Raw genomic sequence first — 20,397 nt, 5'->3', positions numbered from 1 at the left:
TCTATGATTGGAGTTAACTATGTCTGAGAAATACATTAATCCTTTTGACGAACCTGAAAACCAGTTCTTTGTGCTGATTAATCACAACAATCAATATAGTTTATGGCCTGAGTTCAAAGGGATCCCTCCTGGCTGGAAAAGCACATTTGGTCCGTCACTAAAGCAAGACTGCATTGATTATATCGAAGCGAATTGGCACGACATTCGTGTGTAAAAAACAAACAAATAGCCACGACGATAATAATTAAATTTCTAAGGAATAAACCAATGCGCACTCAACAAGTGCAAGATAATTTATGGCCTCTATTGGGCACACAACAAGGAATTTGGTTCGCTCAGCAAGTGATGCCAAACCCTGAAGAATTCAACGTCGCACATTATGTAGAAATTGAAGGTCAAGTTGATACGTCGGTTTTTAGGCAGGCAGTGGCCAAAGGGCTTAACACTGCAGATTCATTACATTGTCGTTATGTAGAAGTCGAAGGCGTAATCAAACAGCAATTTCTAGCCGGAACGGCTTTAGAAGATGTTCTGGAGGTTTTCGATTTTTCCCATTTAGAGCAGCCAAAAAATGCTGCATTGGAATGGATGGAAAAAGATCTGCAAACAGCCATTGATATTCAAGGCAATGTAAGACGCTACCGTCACTGTCTAATTCAAATTGGCTCCAAGCAAGCACCAAAGTGGCTTTGGTACCAGCGTTATCACCATATTGATGTTGATGGATTCAGTTTTAACGCAATTAGCCAAAATATCACCCGTCACTACAATCACATGACACTCGGAACGTCCGAGCCTGAAGGTTTTACACCAATGGCCAAGGTAGTCGCGGAACATGGTCAATTTATCGAATCAGAGCAATACGACAAAGCACGATATTTTTGGAAGGAGGCCGGAAGGTCGTTGCCCGCTCCGCCTTCTTTAACCATAGGTGGAACCGATAAGGCACGTTTTGGTGTTGTTAAGCAGCACATTAGTCTTCGTGGTGGCGATTGGCTACATGCGCAAGGCAATAATGTACTGCCTTCAGAGCTCGCAATGGCTCTTGTGTTTGCGTATTTACATTTACACAGTGGCAATGACGACGTCTGTGTCGGCTTCCCGTTTATGCGCCGAATGGGCAGTTCGGCAATGAGTGCCTCTGGTGCGGTTGTGAATGTACTACCTTTGGCATTTTCTGTTGATAAAACTATGAGTATTACTGATGTCGCTCGGGTGATGAATAAAGCCATCAGACAAGCTCGTCGTTACCAAATGTATGAAGCAGAGCAAATCTCGCGTGATTTAGGCAAAGTAGGGCAACCCTTGTACGGACCAATGCTCAACTTCAAGCCATTTGAAGATGAACTGCATGTTGGTAGCAATAAATCGAAAACGAATATCTTATCTGCAGGTCCGATCGATGATATTGAATTTTCTCCTGCATTAAGTAACAGCAAGCTCGAGATTGAGATCACAGCCAATGCGCAAAAGTATAATACCCAATCATTAACGATTCATGCTAATCGATTTGCCAACATGGTAGAGCAAATCGCGCAAACCCCATCCATTACACTCGCTGAAATTGCACTTGCTCCTCAAAGTGAACAGCAAAGTATTGATGATTGGTCTGTTGGCAATCGATGGCAAGATCCGTATCAAGATAAGTCTGTTCTTGATGTTTTGGAACGCAATGCTGCACAAACACCAGATGAAACTGCGCTCGTTTATAAGCAACAAAAATGGAGCTTTCAGTCACTGCGTGAAGCCATTGAGCAGCGCGCTGCTCAGTTGCGTACTTTGGGTATAAAACAAAAGCATGTTGTAGGCGTGGCATTGCCTCGAAGTCCAGAAACCGTGGTTACTATGCTGGCTATCATGCGCTGTGGTGGGGCTTACTTGCCAATAGATCTTGATTATCCCCAAGAGCGTATAGAGACTATCCTTGAACAGGCTCAACCTCAAACAGTTATTGTTGAAGATAGAGAAAACCTGTCATGGGGGGAATTAGCAAACTGCACAACACTTGCTGAATTAACCGCTCAACAGATTTCAACCCCAGAACAGATTGATATCTCCAAGCATGATGTCGCCTATATCGTATTTACCTCAGGCTCAACAGGTAAGCCGAAAGGTGTTATGAACACACATGGCGCGTTACTTAATTTACTTCATTCTCATCAAAACTCTATCTTTGGGAAGGCGATATCAAGCCTAGCGACAAATCGTTCAACTGAGCCGGAAAAGATTACGGTCAGGGCCTCACATACGACTTCATTTTCATTTGATGCTTCTTGGGAACAAGTTATTTGGATGCTATGCGGGCACACGCTTTATCTTTACGATGATGATCAGCGCAAAGATGCCTATGAATTAGTTAAATGTGTAGAAAACGACCGCATCGATGCAATGGACTTACCCCCATCGCTGTTTAATCAGATGCTTGATAGTGGGCTTATGGAGCAGGTTTATACTCCGACTCTGGTTCTCATCGGCAGTGAAGCGATACCAGAAAAACTGTGGGAGCGGGTGGGGAATTACCCTCAATTGTTGGTAGAGAACTTCTATGGCCCAACAGAATTTACCGTAGATGCCGTGAGTGCTCCTCTAAATGCAGATACCACCCCTGTGATTGGCCGTCCGATACTCAACGCTAAAGCCTATGTTTTGAACAATGCATTGCAAGAAGTGCCTGTCGGCGTAGCCGGTGAGTTATACCTTGCAGGTGCAGGGCTGGCGAAAGGCTATTTGAATCAACCGGGAATGACAGCAGATCGATTTGTTGCCAATCCATTTGAGCACGGTCAGATAATGTTCCGTACGGGTGACTTAGTAAAATGGCGCGAGAATGGGCAGTTAGACTTTATTGGTCGAACGGATGATCAAGTCAAAATTCGTGGTTTCCGTATCGAACTTGGGGACGTAGAAAGCGCAATCAACAATATCCCAGATGTGGATTCATCCGTGGTGATTGCAGAACGTTTTGGAGATTCACACCGTTTAATTGCGTATTGCACATTAGTCAGTCATGCGAAGGGGCATACCTCTGAGCAGCAATTACTCGATGAAATGAGTCAGGCATTACCAGAATACATGGTTCCGGCAGGTTTGATGATCCTTGACGCGTTTGCGTTAAACGTCAACGGGAAAATCGACAGAAAGTCATTACCAAACATTGATCTTACCAATCGCGAAGAAGTGATAGCTCCGGTTACAGCAGAAGAAGTTGCTCTATGTAGTGCCATTGCAGAATTGCTTGGTGTTGCTGATGTTGGCATTTCAGATGATTTCTTTAACCTCGGTGGGGATAGTATCTCCGCAATGGGGCTTGGCACCATTTTGCGTAAAGTTGGCTTCGAACTCCGCCCCAAAGAAATCTTTGCCGCCCGTAGAGTCGGTGATATGGCAAAAGTGATGAAGCTACTTAACCAGCAAGAGCATGTGGCGCAAGAAGGGCAAATAAAGCCGTTGCCAATGTGGCGATGGTTTGAAGATACCTTCTCGGAGGACACCAACTATGTTCAAAGTGTCTTTGTCGAAATCGAAGCTGATGTTACGTTGAGTGCGCTACAACGAGCGCTGGTGAAACTGGTATCGATGAATTCGGTGTGTCGCTTAATAAAGAAAGAATCGCAATATTATATCGAATCGATAGATCAACTTGATGTCGCATCGTGGGTGGAGCATCTAACAGTAGGCGAGCTAAAACATGCCGATATTGATGCCATATTTGATCAGTATGGTAAGACAATGAGCTTGGCTAATGGTCAGTTATTACGGTTAGTGATGTTAAGTGATAGTAAAGGGCAATGTGGCCTGATGATCTTAGCCCATCACTTGTTGATTGATGGTGTCTCTTGGCGTGTGTTATTGCCTCAGCTTAAATCACTAACTCGCGCGGAAGTTTCCGGTCATGACATCGTCATTCCAAATGAAGTCACGGGTATCAATACCTGGTCTCATGCGCTGCACAATTATTTGGATGTTGCTGCTCAGCAAATGGCGGATTGGCGAGTACGAGAAAGTCGTCCTGTCATACCGTTCAAACCTGCGCAAGAGGATTGCCGGGTTAAGCATTGCCGAAATAAACTGGCAGCCGCTACCACAGAGCGTGTGCTTGAGTTCGGTCAACTGTCAGAGTCGATTGATATTGAAGAAATCTTACTTTCATCCGTAAGTGCAGCCATTGCTAATGTGTTTGGCAACGAGGCGATTAAATTCAATCTTGAATCTCATGGGCGAGAAGAGTTTGACTCGTCCATCAACCTAAGCCAAACCATAGGTTGGTTTACCACAGAGTATCCTTTGGTTGTGGAGTTGCCGGAATCAGGGACAACGGTTGACTTGCTGCGTGAGGTAAAGCAAGCCAAACGGAGTATCAAGGATAAAGGGTTGGGGTATATGGCCTTGCTCCATCTTGATAATCCTCATCGTAACGAGTTAAAAGAACTAGCAAGTCGTTATAAGTCGTCGGTACTCTTTAACTATTTGGGCCGATTTGAGCAATCGTCAGAGAAATGGTCGCCACAAAGTCGAGCTAGAAAATTTGCTGATACCTTTGCTGTTCTGTTAGACAGTGAACAAGCACTGCAGCACGATCTCGAACTGAATATTTTTGTCGATGAAAATGCAGCCGCGCCCGTATTTGCATTGAACTGGTCATGGAACGAATTCCAGTTTAGCCAAAATGAAATCGATGTTATTAGTGATAAAATTGAAGAGAATCTGAATTCCATAGTTGATTGGCTTTCTTCGAGAACAATGTTGGCTGAAGAGCTAAAAGTGCCAGCTGAATTGACGGTTGTCGGTATTTCATTGCCACAAGCTTCAAGTCTTGAAAAGCGATATGGTGAGCTTGCAGATGTGCTTCCGGCCTTGCCTTTACAAGAAGGATTGTTATTCCAGTCACAACTGGGTGATGAGAACAGTAATTACAATTCAACAACGCGCTTAACCTTTAACGGTGAAATCAATATTGGACATGTTAAGCGTGCTCTTAATGTGGTGATAAGCCGTCATCCTCAATTAATGGCTAAGTTTGATAGTGATATACTGGGTAAAACCGTTCAGCTTATTCCTAAGGAGCTTGGTGAGTGGCCAATCGAGAGTCATAGCATTACTTCGATGGAAGAAAGCGAGCAGCAAGCGTATCTGACTTGTTATGAGAAAAGTGAGCTGACGCGTCAGTTTGATCTCAGCAACCCTGAACAATCACTATTAAATGCGAGTGTGATTTATCATGGTGATAACCAAAGTACTTTGTACATCTCAGCTCATCACTTGGTGGTTGATGGTTGGTCGACGCCGATTTTGTTGAGAGATTTCCTAACGGCATATGCAAGTAGTGCTGATGTTTTAACGCCGATTAGTGCAAGTTATGCCAGTGTTGTTGAGCAGCTTACGGGAAGAGATAAAAAAGCCGCTCAGCAACGATGGGTGGATGTGTTACAGGGCGTGAACCCAGCCATTGCATTTGAAGATATTCCCGTCACAGATAGGCTCAACGAGCTCGAACTGTTTATCCCAGAAGACAAAACTCGAGCGATCAATCAGCTACTTCGCCACTATGGCCTTACCATGAACTCATTAATGCAAGGTGTTTGGTCGAGCATTCTTGGCAGCATGATGGGCAGAGAAGATGTAGTGTTTGGTACGCCGATATCAGGTCGTTTTGGTCATGTGGAAGGGATTGATGAACATATTGGTTTGTTCAGTAATACCATTCCGGTAAGGATGAAACTCAAACCAGAGCTAAGTTTGCTTGAGCAGCTAATAGCGCATCAAGAAATTCAGATTCAATTACTAGAGCATGATGAACTTGGTTTGGGTGAAATTCAGCAATTGGCTGGCGGCGAAACGCTATTTGATACGCTGCTGGTGGTTGAGAACTATCCAGACCATTCTGATTGGTTTAACAAAGACTATGCAGGGGCGCAGCTGTGCGATATTCATAACCGTGGCTACACTCATTACCCATTAACGCTCTTAGTGTTACCGGGTGAGCAGATCCATATTCTGTTTGAATACCGCGATACAGCGGGTGTCGCTGAGCAAGTAATGCAGCGCTTTGAACAAGTGTTAGATGCGATTATCGCGTCACCAGAGGCAAGTTTGACCCAGTTAGATTTACGTCTTGCTGATGAAATTGAGTTACAGCAACGTATTAACCAGACCAAAGTTGCGTTACCAGAGCAAACCTTGCGTTCGTTGATGGCGCAACAAGCTGAGAAAACGCCCGAGAAGCTTGCTTTGATTGATGAAGACCGAAGTTTCACTTATCGCGAAATGAGAGGGCAGGTGAAAGCGATAGCAGAGTTACTTTGGCAGCACAAAGTGAGTGTTGGCGATATTGTTGCCGTTGCGTTGTCACGAAGTACGAAGTTAAGTCTTGCGTTCAATAGTATTATTGAATGTGGGGCCGCTTACTTACCGCTTGACGTGGGTTATCCAGACGAAAGGTTGGCGTACATGGTCAATGATGCGAAGCCTAAGCTGATCATCACGACATCTGAGCACCGAGCGCGCTTTTCTGCATTCGGAGAGTTGCTGATTTTGGATGAACTTCCTAAACCAGTGGCTTCCACGCTGACGGAAGAGAAGGATGGACTTACGCCTTATCATGGGGCCTACATTATCTATACATCTGGCTCGACAGGGAATCCGAAAGGCGTGTTAGTTTCGCATCAGGCTATCGTAAACCGCCTGAAATGGATGCAGCATGAATATACACTCAATGCGCAAGATGTGGTCTTGCAAAAAACGCCATGCAGTTTTGATGTTTCCGTCTGGGAGTTCTTCTGGCCGCTGATTGAAGGTGCGAGCTTGGTCATGGCACCACCGGAATCGCATAAAGATCCGGAGTGGTTAATGCAGATCATCAATGACTACAAAGTGACAACCATGCACTTTGTACCGTCTATGCTTGCTGCGTTTATGGCATCGATAGAAAACAGTCATGAACAAGGTGAGCGTGTCGCTCGAAGCTTACAGCGTGTTTTCTGTTCTGGTGAGGCATTATCGAAAGAACTGTCTAATCAATATGCACGCTGGATAGAGGCGCCATTACACAACTTATATGGTCCAACTGAGGCGGCGGTTGATGTGACGTATTGTCCGGCTTTTGGTTCTATTTTAGCTGAAAGCTTAGGGACGAGTGTGCCGATCGGTCTACCCGTATGGAATACGCAGGTGTATGTGCTAGATAGCTTCCTGAGAGAAACGCCAGTGGGTGTCCCCGGTGAGTTGTATCTAGCTGGTGATCAATTGGCTATCGGCTATTTGAACCGCAGTGGATTAACGGCAGACAGGTTTATTGCGAATCCGTTCTCGAGTGGGGAGCGTATGTACCGTACAGGAGATGTTGTTCGTTGGCTACCCTCTGGAAAAATCGAATACCTTGGTCGAAGTGATGATCAATTAAAAATTCGTGGTCAACGGATTGAACTGGGAGAAATCGAAACGGCGCTTCAATCGCTTGCAGGTGTTAAGCAGGCCCTTGTCTGTGCAAAATCCTTGAGTAATGAAAAGGCCATGGCGGGTGCGGATGATCGCCAGCTTGTGGGTTATGCGATCCTCAATGATGGTGTCGAAACGGAGAGCGAAACTCTGCGCAGCAAACTGGCAGAGCATTTGCCAGCTCACATGGTTCCTGTTGCCATTATCTTGATGGAAGAATACCCATTAAGTGCCAACGGCAAACTTGATCGCAAAGCGTTGCCTCTCCCGAGTGACGTTGTTACTGGTTCTGGGCGAACGGCACGACCAGGGATGGAAACTCAACTTGTGAGCATATTTGCTGACGTGTTAGGGCTGGATACTCTGTCTGCAGAAGATGATTTCTTTGCCTTAGGTGGTCACTCATTAATGGCAATGAAGCTGGCAGCAGATATTCGTCGAATTCTTAATGTTCCTGTGACCATTGGTCAAATCATGGTGAATCCAACACCAGAGAAACTGACGGCATTATTATTAGACGATGAAGCGCTAAACGATCCAACTCTTGCTGGCTTTGGTGAAGTCCTGCCAATAAGAGCGGGATCTGGTCCTGCGCTCTTCTGCATCAATTCCGCCTCTGGCTTCGCGTGGCAATATACAGGTTTACCTAAATATCTGGATGGTCACTATCCAGTGTTTGGTCTGCAATCACCACGTCCAAATGGTGCCATCTCTGCGGGGCGAGACATGGAAGATGCTTGTGATATTCATATGAAAGCATTGAAGCAATTACAGCCTGAAGGGCCATACCATTTACTAGGCTATTCCTTTGGTGGAACAGTAGCTCAAGCATTGGCATCTAAACTGCGACGTCAAGGTGAAGAAGTTGCATTCTTAGGCTTGCTAGATACCTACCCACCTGAAGGCCAAGATTGGGAAGGGCCAATGAATGAAGAGGCGCAAGACGAGATCGAAAGAGAAAAGGATTTGTTCTTAGCAGCAAATGACATTACAGATGATGAATTGGACAAGCAACGTATGGCGATGTTTAAAGATATTACATCGAACTATGAAGATGCTGTTCGGCTATTATCTAGTGCAAAATCATCACTTTATGATGGTGAGGTGAATTTGTTTGTGGCTGAACGTACCTTACCGGAGGGGTATGACATTGATGCGCATTGGAAGCCATTTATTACCAGCTTGCACAAGCATTATTTTGAGTGTTCGCACGAAGATATTATCGCGCCTGAAAACGTTGGTGATGTTGGGGAGCAGCTAAATACGTTGCTTAGTGGACTCCCAAGTTTGAAGTAACAAAAATAAAACCGGCGAAATCGCCGGTTTTTTATTGGTGTAAATTCTTTATGTGAAACGCATGATATCGTCAGAAACGCTAATCGACTCTAGAATCTCGAGGAATGATCATTGGCGTCTTGGTTAGAGGGTCGGGCATTATTAAACAACGTAACCCATATACGTGTTGGATCAGTGTTTCTGTGATCACCGTATTGGGTGTTCCTTCTGCAACGACTTGTCCTGAATTCATCACGATTAAGTGATCAGCATAACGACATGCATGATTGAGATCGTGCAGCACCGCAACGATGGTTGAACTGTTTTGCCGATTCAGTTTTCTAAATAGATCCAATAGTTCAATTTGATGTGCAATGTCTAAATAAGTTGTCGGTTCATCTAACAGTAAATAAGGTGTTTTTTGCGCCAGAACCATGGCAACCCAAACACGTTGCCGCTGTCCTCCGGACAATGCTTCAACGTTTTGCCCTAGTAATGGCTCAACCTGAGTTGCCTCTATCGCTTGTTGTACGGCCTGTTCGTCAGCTTGTGTCCAGCGTTTCAAAAATGATTGATGAGGGAAGCGCCCTCGACATATGAGATCGTGAACAGTTAAGCCAGATGGCGCAATTGCAGATTGGGGCAGTAGTCCCAGCTGCTTTGCCAGTTCTTGACGAGGAAAGTGGCAGAGATTTTTGCCATCTAACAAAACAGATCCAGATTTGGGCATGAGCAGATTGCTTAATCCGCGTAGTAATGTTGATTTACCGCAGCCGTTTGGTCCTAAGATGACAGTGAATTTATTGTCTGGGATGCCAACTGACAAAGATTGAGATATGACGTTATCTTGGTAGGCGAGTGTGACTTGTTCCGCCTGCAATCGATAGCGCGAGTTTATTTTATGTTGTGTTGCGTTAGTCAAATTATGATCTCTCTGATTGGCGAATAAGCAAATACAGCAAGTAGATACCTCCAATACTTATGGTTATTACGCCGACGGGTAATTGGTTTGGTGCAAATAAATTAACGGCAGTGAAATCGGACAGAGTGAGTAACATCGCTCCCATCAATGCTGAGGCCATCAGTCCCACCGAGCCATCTTTGGTTAGCTTTCTAGCAAGTTGTGGAGCGACTAAAGCGATGAATGAAATCGGGCCCGTAGCGGCGGTGACTGCTGCTGTCAAAATAACGCCAGATAGCATCGCTAACCGCCGAGTGCGTTCACCACTTACGCCAAGCATTGCGGCATTGTCATCACCCATTTCTAAAATGTTTAACTTTCTGACAAGTGTTGCAGATATGACAAAAGCGACAGCAATAAAAACAAATGATGGCAAAATTTTATTCCATCCCAGCCCATTCAGTGTACCAGCACCCCATATGGCGGCTGTCATCGCTGTCTCCAACTTGCTTGTGAGCATCAGCCAGCTATTAAAAGCGCTTAACATGGCGCTGATGCCAATACCAATGATGATTAATCTAAATCCTTGGATTCCTTGTTTGTATGCCAGCAGGTATACAGCCGTTGCTGCAATTAAGCCGCCTGTGATTGCACCAAATGCAACCTCAAAATAGCTTCCCCCAAATACAATGATGACGACTAGTGCACCTGTGTACGCGCCAGTGTTAAAGCCAATAATGTCAGGGCTTCCTAATGGATTACGGATGAGTGATTGAAAAAGTGCACCACTGACTCCGAGCGCTGCGCCAAAAACAAGCGATGCAAATAACCTCGGTAGTCGCCATTCAAGAATCACAATTGAAGTGAATTGTTCAGCTGTGCCGAATGCGACCTCAACAAGATCGGTCAGGCTTGTTCTTAGCTCTCCTTGAGATAAAGCGAAGGTGGCAATGATTGTTGTGGCTATTGTAAGCAAAATGCACCAAGCGACAGTTCGTTTGGATATTAGAAAATTGAAACGGCCGCTTTTGCGGCCAAGTAGGTAAGTGCCTGATGGTTGCATTAGAGTTTACCAAAGGAGTTCAGTTTACGAGCGAGGTAGATTAGGACTGGGGCCCCGACAAATGCTGTCACAATAGAGACTCGGACTTCATTGACAGCGATAACACGGCCAATGATATCGGCGCTAATCAAAAGGAGAGGACCAAGAACCATTGCATAAAGCGTTAACCAGCGTTGGCTTGAAGAAGCCAGCTTTCGAGCTACGTGTGGGATCATCAAGCCAACAAAGCCAATTGGACCAGCAAGCGCTGTGGCACTGCCACATAAAATAGCGATCACCAGCAGGGCTAAAGCTTGCGTCTGTTTGACATTCGTACCCAGTCCTTGCGCAACATCTTCACCAAGGGCTAAATTGTCCAACCCTGGGGCAATCAATAACGCGACGATCAATGCAAATGTAATGGGAGCGATGGCCGTAAAGGTCAAAGAGAGGTTTCTGATATCTAACGAGCCAGCGTCCCAGAAACGCATTTCGTCAAAGGCTTGAGGGTTTAAAAGCGTAACCGATGACGACACTCCCGCAAGAAGTGCACCTAGAGCCACACCGGCAAGCGTAATTTTTAATGGATTCACTCGGGCTTCTTTATATGTTCCTATGAAATAGACAAACAAACTCGTAGTGAGAGCACCGAGAAAAGCGAACCACAGGTGTTCACTCATCAAATGGTTACCGAAAATTGCGACACCAATAAGCACGAAAAAGCTGCTACCAGCATTCACACCAAGGATACCGGGGTCTGCAAGGGGATTGCGTGTCAAAGATTGTATTAACGCACCTGCCACAGCTAACGCCGCTCCGACCGGCAACCCAACGAGGGTTCGTGGGACTCTTGCTTCGACGATTATTTGGCTTGCTGTTGATGTTACTGTGCCTCGCAAGCTTTCAAACACAATGCTTGGCGATATACTTTTGGCACCGATCACCAAGCTTAAGATGCATGTGAACAGCAGTAAAGCACATAAAGAAAATAACGTTAAAGAGTGGCGATAAGTACGTTTTTTACGGGAGTCTGGCGTTTGGGGGAGTGCCGTTTTACTTGGTAAGAGAGAAGAGATTAAAGGCAACTTATGAACACTCATAAATACAATTGTAAATAATTATCATTGCCATTATTGTAACTTGATGCGTAGAATGTTCAAGCAATAAGCATCCTCTTTCAACGTGTTGATTTCACGACTCACAATATTTGACGTAAGAAATAATGAAAATGCCCAAAATTATGCTGGATTTCAGCTTACTTAAAGAAAACCCGAATTTTAGAATGGTATTTATTGCAAGGATGATGTCGATTCTTGCTCTTGGCATGATGACCGTCGCTGTACCAATACAGATACATCAAATGACTGGCTCAACCCTTCAAGTCGGAATGATCATGGCATTAGATGGCATCGGCATGTTTGTCGGGTTGCTCATCGGGGGCGTTTTGGCAGATAAATACGACCGACGCAAACTCATTCTATTCGCCAGAACAACGTGTGGCATTGGATTTGGGGCGTTAGCCTTAAACAGCCTATTGGCGGAATCTTCCTTGGTTGCACTTTATGTACTTTCTGTGTGGGATGGCTTTTTTGGCGCGATGGGAATGACGGCCTTGATGGCTTCGTTGCCCGTTATTGTTGGGCGAGAGAATTTGCCCTCAGCGGCGGCACTGAGCATGCTTACTGTTCGCATGGGAATGGTTTTGTCACCAGCGATTGGTGGGTTGCTCATCTCGTTTGGTGATGTCAGCTGGAACTACCTTGCTGCTTCAGTTGGTACCTTGTGCACCTTATTCCCGTTGTTCAGACTTCCTTCCATGAAACCGAGTCATGACGCACCAGAAAATCCGTTGTTGTCATTGTATGAAGGCGTAAAGTTTCTCTTTTCGAACAAGGTAGTGGGGTGTGTGGTTGTTTTTGGCACCTTAGAAACACTCGCAACAGCGGTTAGAGTTATGTTTCCCGCGTTGGCTCTTGAGACATTTACCGGAAATGCAGCGAATGCCGGATTGATGTACTCAGCGATCCCATTAGGCGCAATGGTCGGTGCATTGACGTCAGGTTGGGTAAAGCAATCTCAACGGCCGGGAATGGTTATGATCTATGCAACTATGGGAACATTTTTAGCCATTGTGGCCATGGGATTGGCAGGAAACTATTGGTTATTCCTTAGTATATTGGTGATATACGGATACTTAGGTTCTGTGGCTTCGCTTATTCAATATTCTATTGTCCAAGGACATACCCCGGATCATTTATTAGGCCGTGTAAGCAGTTTATGGACAGCGCAAGACGTAACTGGAGACTCAATGGGTGCTATTGGATTAGGTGCTTTGGGTAAGGTTATGGCGCCAGCAATGTCGATATTTTCATTTGGATTGGGGGCGACAGGGGTAGGGATGTTAATGGTTATTCTGTTCCGCCCGCTGCGCCGAGCAAAGCTATTTGATCCTGCTTTGGCTCCGCCACCAGAGCCAACCGGTTCAGCAAAAGAAGCCACAGCGACAAGTTAGAATAAACCGCCCTATATGGGCGGTTTGTTTTCTATTGAGCACTGAAAAGTGTTTCAATGTTCTCAAGTAAATTCATGGAGCTGTAATAATCAAGTCTAAATGAATCATTACCCATTGCGTAAACATGGTGATCTCGAACCGCTTTCAAATGGGCGATGAACTTATTTTCTCGTAATTGCTGAATCACAGGTGCTTCTGCGGCGAACAAAAGTATGGATTGACCTGTTATCGCATCGGCAAAATTCTCACCATTGACTGGAACAATATCTTTTCGTTGTCCCATTTGATGATTGTCTGTGAGTGGTTCTGGGATCTCACTTAACTCAAACCCTAAGGTTTGCAAAACTTGTCCTTGGGCGGAGTTTACTGTCCAAAAATTAGCGCCACGACCATCGCCATAATACACCATGGCAGTAGTTGGTTGAGGTGGCAGTTTAATGCGCTCTTTGACTTCGACAACCCTCTGATTGAAGCGTTGAATTGCGTTTTCCGCTTGTGTTTTCCGATCAGTAAAGGATGCCAATAGTCGGGCAAGCTCTTGCCAGCTTTTATCGTCGTAATTAATAACCAGAGTCGGAGCGATAGCTGAGAACTGGTCATACATTTTTATTGCAGAGTCACCACCCGTTGCGGACACAATAATCAAATCTGGTCGTTCTTTGGCGACGGCTTCTGCATTAGCTAGGCCTTGATATAGTGGTTTAACGTTTCTTTGATTGGCAACGGAGCGCCATTGATAAAAATACCCGTCTTTATCTGCGACAGGACTGTTGGAAAGCGTCCCTCCCGAAGCAATTACTGGAGCATCAATAGCCAAAAGTGTTCCTGTGATCGAAACACTGGTGGAAACGATGCGCTTGGGTGGTGATGTCAGTGTGATGTCACCATAGCTTGACGTTATTTTCTTTGGCCAACCGTCTGAAACAGTTAATGGCTTAGACGTCTGGTCTGAAATTGCAGCATCATTGCATGCCGACAATAAGGTTAGAAAAAGCAGCCCTATCAAAATTCTCGCATAGTGGTGTCTCATCATTAGTTCCCGTGGTTAATCGCTCTATAACGAACGCGTATGACTTCATTATTGGTAGAAGGTAGCTACTTTATTGCGAACTACTATCATTATCAATTGATTTTGTCTTTGCTGCTGCTTACTATTGGTTAAATGATAATTGTTACCATTTGTTTCTTTGTTCATAAACAACGTCAACCAATTCCTATATAGGAAATAACTTACTAAGGATTATAAAAAATGGCGATTCCCAAGATTGCTGGCTACGAAATACCAGAAGTTGATACTTTCCCTGATAACAAAGTCAACTGGAGTATTGAGCCAGACAAAGCGGTGTTATTGGTTCACGACATGCAGGATTACTTTATTAACTTCTTTGATAAAGCCAAGCAACCTATCCCACACTTACTTCGCAATGTACAAAACGTTGCGCAGGCTGCTCGTCATGCGGATATTCCCGTGGTTTATACAGCGCAACCTGCGAATCAAGATCCTAAGGAACGTGCTTTACTAACGGATTTCTGGGGAACGGGGCTCACGCAAGAAACAGAAATCATTGCAGAAGTTGCTCCAGAACAAGGTGATATTCAGTATAAAAAATGGCGCTATAGCGCGTTTAAGAAGACGCCTCTGTTAGATTGGATGAGAGAAGCGGGGCGTGACCAACTGATTATTGTCGGGGTCTACGGTCATATCGGTATTTTGTCCACTGCGCTTGATGCATTTATGCTAGACGTTAAGCCCTTCATTGTCGGGGATGCGATTGCAGACTTTTCTTTGGAAGATCATCAGTACGCGTTGAAATACGTTGCAGGCAGAGCGGGTTGCATTAAATCAATGTCGCAGGTTATCAATGAAATAGCACAGGGTGGGCAACTGAAGTCAGAGCTGAGCCTAGCTTCCATGCGTGTTGATGTCGCAGAGATTCTAGATATGGATCTTGAAGAAGTTGATGTTGATGAGAACCTAATGTTTTTAGGCCTAGACTCCATAAGAGCAATGACGTTATTTGAAGCTTGGAGAAAGCAGGGCATTGATATTGCCTTTTCGGACATCATGCAAAAAACCACCTTAAGAGAATGGTGGCAAATGATTGAATCGAATTTGGAAGTTGCCGCTTAGAGCTAAAGTAAAAACCGATTTCTGATGAAATCGGTTTTTTTATTATGAAGAGAATTGTTCTCTTAACACTTTCTTGTTTATTTTGCCTACCGGAGTTTTCGGTAAGGCTTCAGCAAAATGGATTTGGTCAGGAATCTTGAATTGAGCAAGTCCTTGACTGTGCAAGAAGCGTTTTAGTTCAACAGGTTTTGGTTTCTGGTTGCTTTCAGGAACAATAATCGCACAGCTGCGCTCGCCCAGAAACTCATCAGGTATGGCGACTAAAGCGACATCATGTACGCTGTCATGTTGAAGTATCAGGTTTTCTACTTCTTCTGCGGCGATTTTTTCTCCTCCTCGGTTGATTTGGTCTTTATCACGTCCAGTAACAATGATGTTGCCGTCAGAGGTTAGCCGAACGAGATCTCCCGTGGCGTAAAATCGTTCTGCGTTAAATGAACGTTGATTGTGTTCTTTGGCGCGGAAATAACCTTGGATCGTATATGGGCCTCGGGTTAATAGTGCACCTTCTTCACCAACAGGGACGGGTTTGCCTTCGTCATCAACCACGAGCACTTCATCGTCTGGCGACATTGGCCGCCCTTGTGTTTTTACGATGACATCAATCGGGTCATCTAAACGTGTATAGTTGACCAAACCTTCCGCCATTCCAAAGACTTGTTGTAATTGGCAGTTTAGCTTATTAGGTAGCTCTCTGGCTGTGGTTTCACTGAACTTGGCGCCACCAACTTGCACAAATTTAAGGCTAGAAATATCGTCATCGGCAGTCTCTGCATGTTTCATCCAAAGTAACGCGAGTGGTGGTACAAGAGCGGAGACGGTGATCCTATGTTGTTCAATCAGCTTGAACGCATTTTGTGGTGAGCTATCTTGTGCCAATACCACACAGCCTCCAGCAAAGAAAACGCCTAACGCACCCGGGGAACTTAATGGGAAGTTATGTGCTGCTGGCAATACGCACAGATAGCGTGTTTGTTCACTGAAGTTACATATTGCATTACTTGCGATAACGCTATATGCGTAGTCATTGTGTGTTCTTGGGATCAGCTTTGGAGTGCCTGTAGTGCCACCAGACAGCTGGAAGAAAGCTACATGGTTAGCATTGCTGTTTTGAGCAATACCTTGCGCTTCATAAAGCGTGCTTAATTCGGTAATTTGAGAATCTACCGATTGGTCTGTGTGAATGAGGTATGACAATGATGCACATTCATCCTGCAAAGTTAAGGCCGTCTTTTGGGCATCAAAACCCGGCGTGTCATCAGAGAAAATATACGCTTTTGCTTGTGCGTGACGACAAAAATAGCTGAGCTCAAGAGTTCGGTGAGCTGGCAGTGCAACAACTGGCTTTATCCCTTGCATGGTTAGTGCAAAGAAGCAGATATAAAACTCCGCTCGATTGCTGATTTGCATGACAACATTGTCACCCGATTTCAGGCCTAATGTAATGAATCCTGCGGCGAGCTGGGTGACTTTGTCATGCAACTGTTGAAAGGTGTATGAGCATTCACCACTGATGATGGCTAAAGCATCTGGATGAGTCTTAACCGAGTCCAGCAAATGGTCGAATAATGTTTTATCTTGCCAATATCCCTTTGCCCGATAGTACCGAGCGGACTCTTGTGGCCATGGTGTAAAATCTAACGTGTGCTGTATGTTCGTCATGCGTTCTATACCGTAAGCAATTCGTCAATTTGAATACCAGCAGCACGTAAAATTGTTCCCATCTTCGCTCCTGTTTCATCTAGCTCACTTTGAGGAGAAGAGTCCATGACGATACCTGCACCCGCAAACACGCACATTTCGTGCTGGCTTACTTCTGCGCAGCGAATGGTTACCACCCACTCACCATTACCCCTTGCATCACACCAACCAACCATGCCGGTAAAGTAGCCACGGTCAAAGTTCTCTATCTGCTTAATGGCTTGATAAGCCGAATTTCTTGGGAACCCACAAACCGCTGGAGTAGGGTGGAGCTCGGCCGCGATTTGCAGTGCACTCGTTGTTGGATCGTCTGCCTGACCTTCCAATACGGTCGACAAGTGCAGCATTGTTTCCGTTTCAATCACTGAAGGCACCATGGGAGTAAACAGGTTGTGGCAATAACGACTCAAGACTTTTTCAATTTCTTCGACAACAAAACTATGTTCATTCAGATCCTTTTGGGTATCTAACAAGGAAGCACGTAAATGAAGGTTTTCTTGAGTGTTTTGAGATTTGGGACGAGAGCCCGCTAACGGGTTAGAAATCACGTGACCGCCTTTTTTGGCCAGTAGTAGTTCCGGACTGGCTCCCATCAACTTAACCCCACTTCCAATGTCTGAAGCAAAGGTGTAACCATTGGCATTGATGGACAATAAGTTACGCAGTAGCACTGTTTGGTCGATTGTGTGATCTGTTGCCAGCCTGAGTGAGCGTGAAAGTACGACCTTTGATAGCTCTGTGGTATCAAACAAATTCAAGAGAGTAGATACCCCTTGTTTATAATCGTTTCCGGTTGGAGCAGACACTATGGTCGCTTTATTTGAACTTTGTTTATCTTGTCCTCTTGCTCTGTGGCTACTGGAAACATAAAGCTTCTCTGGGATAACAAATCTTGTTGGCGTATTTTCATCAAAAGGAACGCTGGCAAACAAGACAGGGTTATCGTTGTATTCAGACTTTGCTTTTTCCAACATTTCATTGGCTTGAACTGCCAGTTGTGAAAATGGAATGGCTTGCTCAAGTTGTTGTTCAATACCGACGCCTAGCATCGAACTATGGGGGGAAGCAAAGAAGAAAGGGGACTCATCTAATCGCGCATCCAAAATCTCATCAGTCATTTTGGAGAATCCAACAACTTCACGTTTCATAAACCTAACCTCTAAATATTACGTTACTCATATTTACAAATTGTTTCACATGCAAATGTAGTGCTAGAGTATAGGTGAGAATGATTATCAACATCAAACGATAATTAATTGCATTTTAATAAGGAGCGATAAATGACGTCAGATTTCTGCTACCACTTGAATGTTGGGGTAAGGTAAATGAATAGTACTTTTGAAACGGTACTCCTCACTGGATCAGGTAAAGGTATTGGTTATGCTGTGTTGGAACATCTGTTAGAAAATGGCTATCGAGTGGTAGCGACAGATAAGGATATTTCGTTTTTGAATCAAAGTATTGAAGCTCTTCGAGCTCGCTTTGATGAATCTAGGTTATGTTGTTTCGAATTGGATTTATTAAAACACGATGAGGTGAATGACAAAGTTTGCCAACTCGATCGTGAGTTTCAGTTTGACCATTTAGTGAGTTGTGCTGGAATATTGCATCTGGGTGCCGTGAACGATATGTCTTTGGATGAGATCAAACAAATGTTTGATGTAAATACCTTTGGTGCTTTGGCGTTAATCCAAGCGATTTCAAACAGCATGAAAGATAGACAGCAGGGAAACATTGTCGTAATTGGCTCAAATTCGGCAAATACACCTAGGTTGAATATAGGGGCATATGCAGCAACAAAATCAGCCTTACATATGCTAGTGAAGTGCGTTGGTTTGGAACTTGCTGAAAAGGGCATTCGCTGCAATCTTGTTAGCCCTGGTTCAACGAGAACAGACATGCAGACCCAGCTATGGAACGTCAACTACGGCGAGAATGAAGTCATAAAAGGCAACTTAGAGCAATATCGGCTGGGGATTCCATTGGGGCAAATGGCAGAACCAGAAGACATAGCTAAAGCAGTTCTCTTTCTGATGTCTGATGGTGCTAAACAGATCACAATGCATGATCTTCGTGTGGACGGAGGGGCTACGTTAGACAACTAATGAAGCCGGGCGTTATGCCCGGCTAAATAGTTAAGCGATCTCAGAATGAAGGTATTCGTTTTGGTAAGCAATCTTAACAGCTTCATCGAGTTTAGATAAGAAGCTTACGGAATCATCCCAGTTCAAACACTCGTCGGTAATCGACTTGCCGTAACACAACTCTTCTGAATTCAATGCTTGGTTACCACCTTGCAAAAAGCTTTCACACATCACACCTGAAATGCTCGTTTCACCTGCGGTCAATTGATCGCAAATGTTATTGATAACATTGAGTTGGTTTTTTGCAATCTTACCACTGTTGCCATGACTGCAGTCGATAATGAGGCTAGGTGCTAACTTGTTGTACTCAAGGTCATAAGCAGTACTACGAACATTTGGACTAAAATAGTTTGGAGCCAATCCTCCACGAAGAATGACATGACAATGGGGGTTGCCTGGTGTCTGGAGTACGATTGGATGCCCATTGGAACCGAAAGTCACCAGTAAGTGAGAGTCTCCTGCCGCATGTATTGCGTCAATGGATATGGAGGTGTTTCCGTCTGTTCCATTTTTAAAGCCAATAGCACAATGAAGTGCTGATGCAAGTTGTCGATGAGGTTGTGACTCTGTTGTACGTGCTCCAATCGCCCCCCAGCAAACAAGGTCAGCAATATATGGAGCAATGTTTGTATCGAGAAATTCTGTTGCAGTAGGGACGCCTAGCTCTAGTATCGATTTCAATAATGAGCGGCTTTGATAGATACCTTGCTCTAAATTGAAATCGCCTGTTAACTCTGGGTCGACGATAAAACCTTTCCAACCTTTTCGTGTTCTCGGCTTTTCGAAATACGTTCGCATGACAATTTTTAACGTTTGACTAAATTGTTTTTGAACTTTGGCTAATCTATTCGCGTATTCCAAAGCTGCATTAGGGTCATGGATTGAACACGGGCCAATGATCACAAGCATACGCTGATCTTTTCCCGATAGAATATCTTTGATCTCGTCACGTTGAGTCTCTATAAAACGCTCTAAGCGCTCATCTACTCCAGATTTAGATAACACAGTGTGTAGTGTAGGGAGTTGTATGGCTGACGCTGCGTTGATGGTGTTGTGTAAAGGTTGCATGACTAATATCCAAATAAACCAAAAGACAAAAATGTAATGATGTTTTATTAGAATTGATAATGGTTCTCATTTCGATTCCGGGGTAGATAGTGTGAAACATTTTGTAACTTGTCAATACTGGTGGTAGTAAATAAGAGCGAAATTGTATATTTAAATTATGCACTGGCTTTGTTGCGGAAATCGAATGGA

General features: G+C 44.5%; 12 protein-coding genes. 5 read left to right on the top strand and 7 right to left on the bottom strand.

The window, feature by feature from the left end; translation table 11 throughout:
- Positions 1-19: 19 nt before the first annotated feature.
- A complete protein-coding gene (locus tag N646_RS04010) occupies positions 20-214 on the top strand; it encodes an MbtH family protein (RefSeq protein ID WP_017634326.1) in 195 nt (64 codons plus the stop codon).
- 53 nt (positions 215-267) lie between these two features.
- Complete coding sequence (locus N646_RS04005; protein WP_017821439.1) at positions 268-8,730, top strand: amino acid adenylation domain-containing protein; 8,463 nt, start codon at positions 268-270, stop codon at positions 8,728-8,730.
- A 79-nt stretch (positions 8,731-8,809) separates the two neighbouring features.
- Here the strand turns inward: N646_RS04005 and N646_RS04000 are convergent, their stop codons facing one another.
- Genes N646_RS04000 through N646_RS03990 form a run of 3 tightly spaced genes read right to left on the bottom strand, consistent with a single transcriptional unit; the run spans position 8,810 to position 11,752 of the window.
- The gene (locus N646_RS04000) at positions 8,810-9,631 is read right to left on the bottom strand and encodes an ABC transporter ATP-binding protein (RefSeq protein ID WP_017821440.1); all 822 of its coding nucleotides are present in this window, start codon (positions 9,629-9,631) and stop codon (positions 8,810-8,812) included.
- A 1-nt stretch (position 9,632) separates the two neighbouring features.
- On the bottom strand, positions 9,633-10,673 hold the full coding sequence (gene fepG / locus N646_RS03995) for an iron-enterobactin ABC transporter permease (protein ID WP_017821441.1): 1,041 nt from the start codon (positions 10,671-10,673) through the stop codon (positions 9,633-9,635).
- On the bottom strand, positions 10,673-11,752 hold the full coding sequence (locus N646_RS03990) for an iron chelate uptake ABC transporter family permease subunit (RefSeq protein WP_017821442.1): 1,080 nt from the start codon (positions 11,750-11,752) through the stop codon (positions 10,673-10,675). The genes fepG and N646_RS03990 overlap by 1 nt, the downstream gene beginning before the upstream one ends.
- A 128-nt stretch (positions 11,753-11,880) precedes the next feature.
- Here N646_RS03990 and entS point away from each other — a divergent pair, with 128 nt between their 5' ends.
- Positions 11,881-13,164, top strand: coding sequence for an enterobactin transporter EntS (gene entS / locus N646_RS03985; protein ID WP_010648822.1), 1,284 nt, complete (start codon positions 11,881-11,883; stop codon positions 13,162-13,164).
- Between the two features lie 31 nt (positions 13,165-13,195).
- On the opposite strand, the gene fepB is transcribed toward entS, so the two are convergent.
- The gene (fepB, locus tag N646_RS03980; RefSeq protein ID WP_226977257.1) at positions 13,196-14,197 is read right to left on the bottom strand and encodes a Fe2+-enterobactin ABC transporter substrate-binding protein; all 1,002 of its coding nucleotides are present in this window, start codon (positions 14,195-14,197) and stop codon (positions 13,196-13,198) included.
- Positions 14,198-14,413: 216 nt separating this feature from the next.
- Between fepB and N646_RS03975 the strand changes: the two genes are divergently transcribed.
- Complete coding sequence (locus N646_RS03975; protein WP_017821445.1) at positions 14,414-15,295, top strand: isochorismatase family protein; 882 nt, start codon at positions 14,414-14,416, stop codon at positions 15,293-15,295.
- A 42-nt stretch (positions 15,296-15,337) separates the two neighbouring features.
- Here the strand turns inward: N646_RS03975 and N646_RS03970 are convergent, their stop codons facing one another.
- Entirely contained in the window at positions 15,338-16,957 is a 1,620-nt protein-coding gene (locus N646_RS03970; RefSeq protein WP_017821446.1) for a (2,3-dihydroxybenzoyl)adenylate synthase, read from the bottom strand.
- Between the two features lie 5 nt (positions 16,958-16,962).
- Positions 16,963-18,144, bottom strand: a complete 1,182-nt coding sequence (locus N646_RS03965; protein ID WP_017821447.1) for an isochorismate synthase — start codon at positions 18,142-18,144, stop codon at positions 16,963-16,965.
- A 177-nt stretch (positions 18,145-18,321) separates the two neighbouring features.
- Between N646_RS03965 and N646_RS03960 the strand changes: the two genes are divergently transcribed.
- Entirely contained in the window at positions 18,322-19,101 is a 780-nt protein-coding gene (locus N646_RS03960; RefSeq protein ID WP_017821448.1) for a 2,3-dihydro-2,3-dihydroxybenzoate dehydrogenase, read from the top strand.
- A gap of 30 nt (positions 19,102-19,131) precedes the next feature.
- Here N646_RS03960 and N646_RS03955 read toward each other — a convergent pair whose 3' ends face one another.
- Positions 19,132-20,208 carry a 3-deoxy-7-phosphoheptulonate synthase gene (locus tag N646_RS03955; RefSeq protein WP_017634314.1) on the bottom strand — a complete coding sequence of 359 codons (1,077 nt, stop codon included), beginning with the start codon at positions 20,206-20,208 and terminating at the stop codon, positions 19,132-19,134.
- Between the last annotated feature and the right edge of the window lie 189 nt (positions 20,209-20,397).

The sequence above is a fragment of the Vibrio alginolyticus NBRC 15630 = ATCC 17749 genome (assembly GCF_000354175.2).
GTDB lineage: Bacteria > Pseudomonadota > Gammaproteobacteria > Enterobacterales > Vibrionaceae > Vibrio > Vibrio alginolyticus.
Note: the sequence above shows the minus strand (reverse complement) of the source record. Positions and strands in the feature narration are given on the sequence as shown.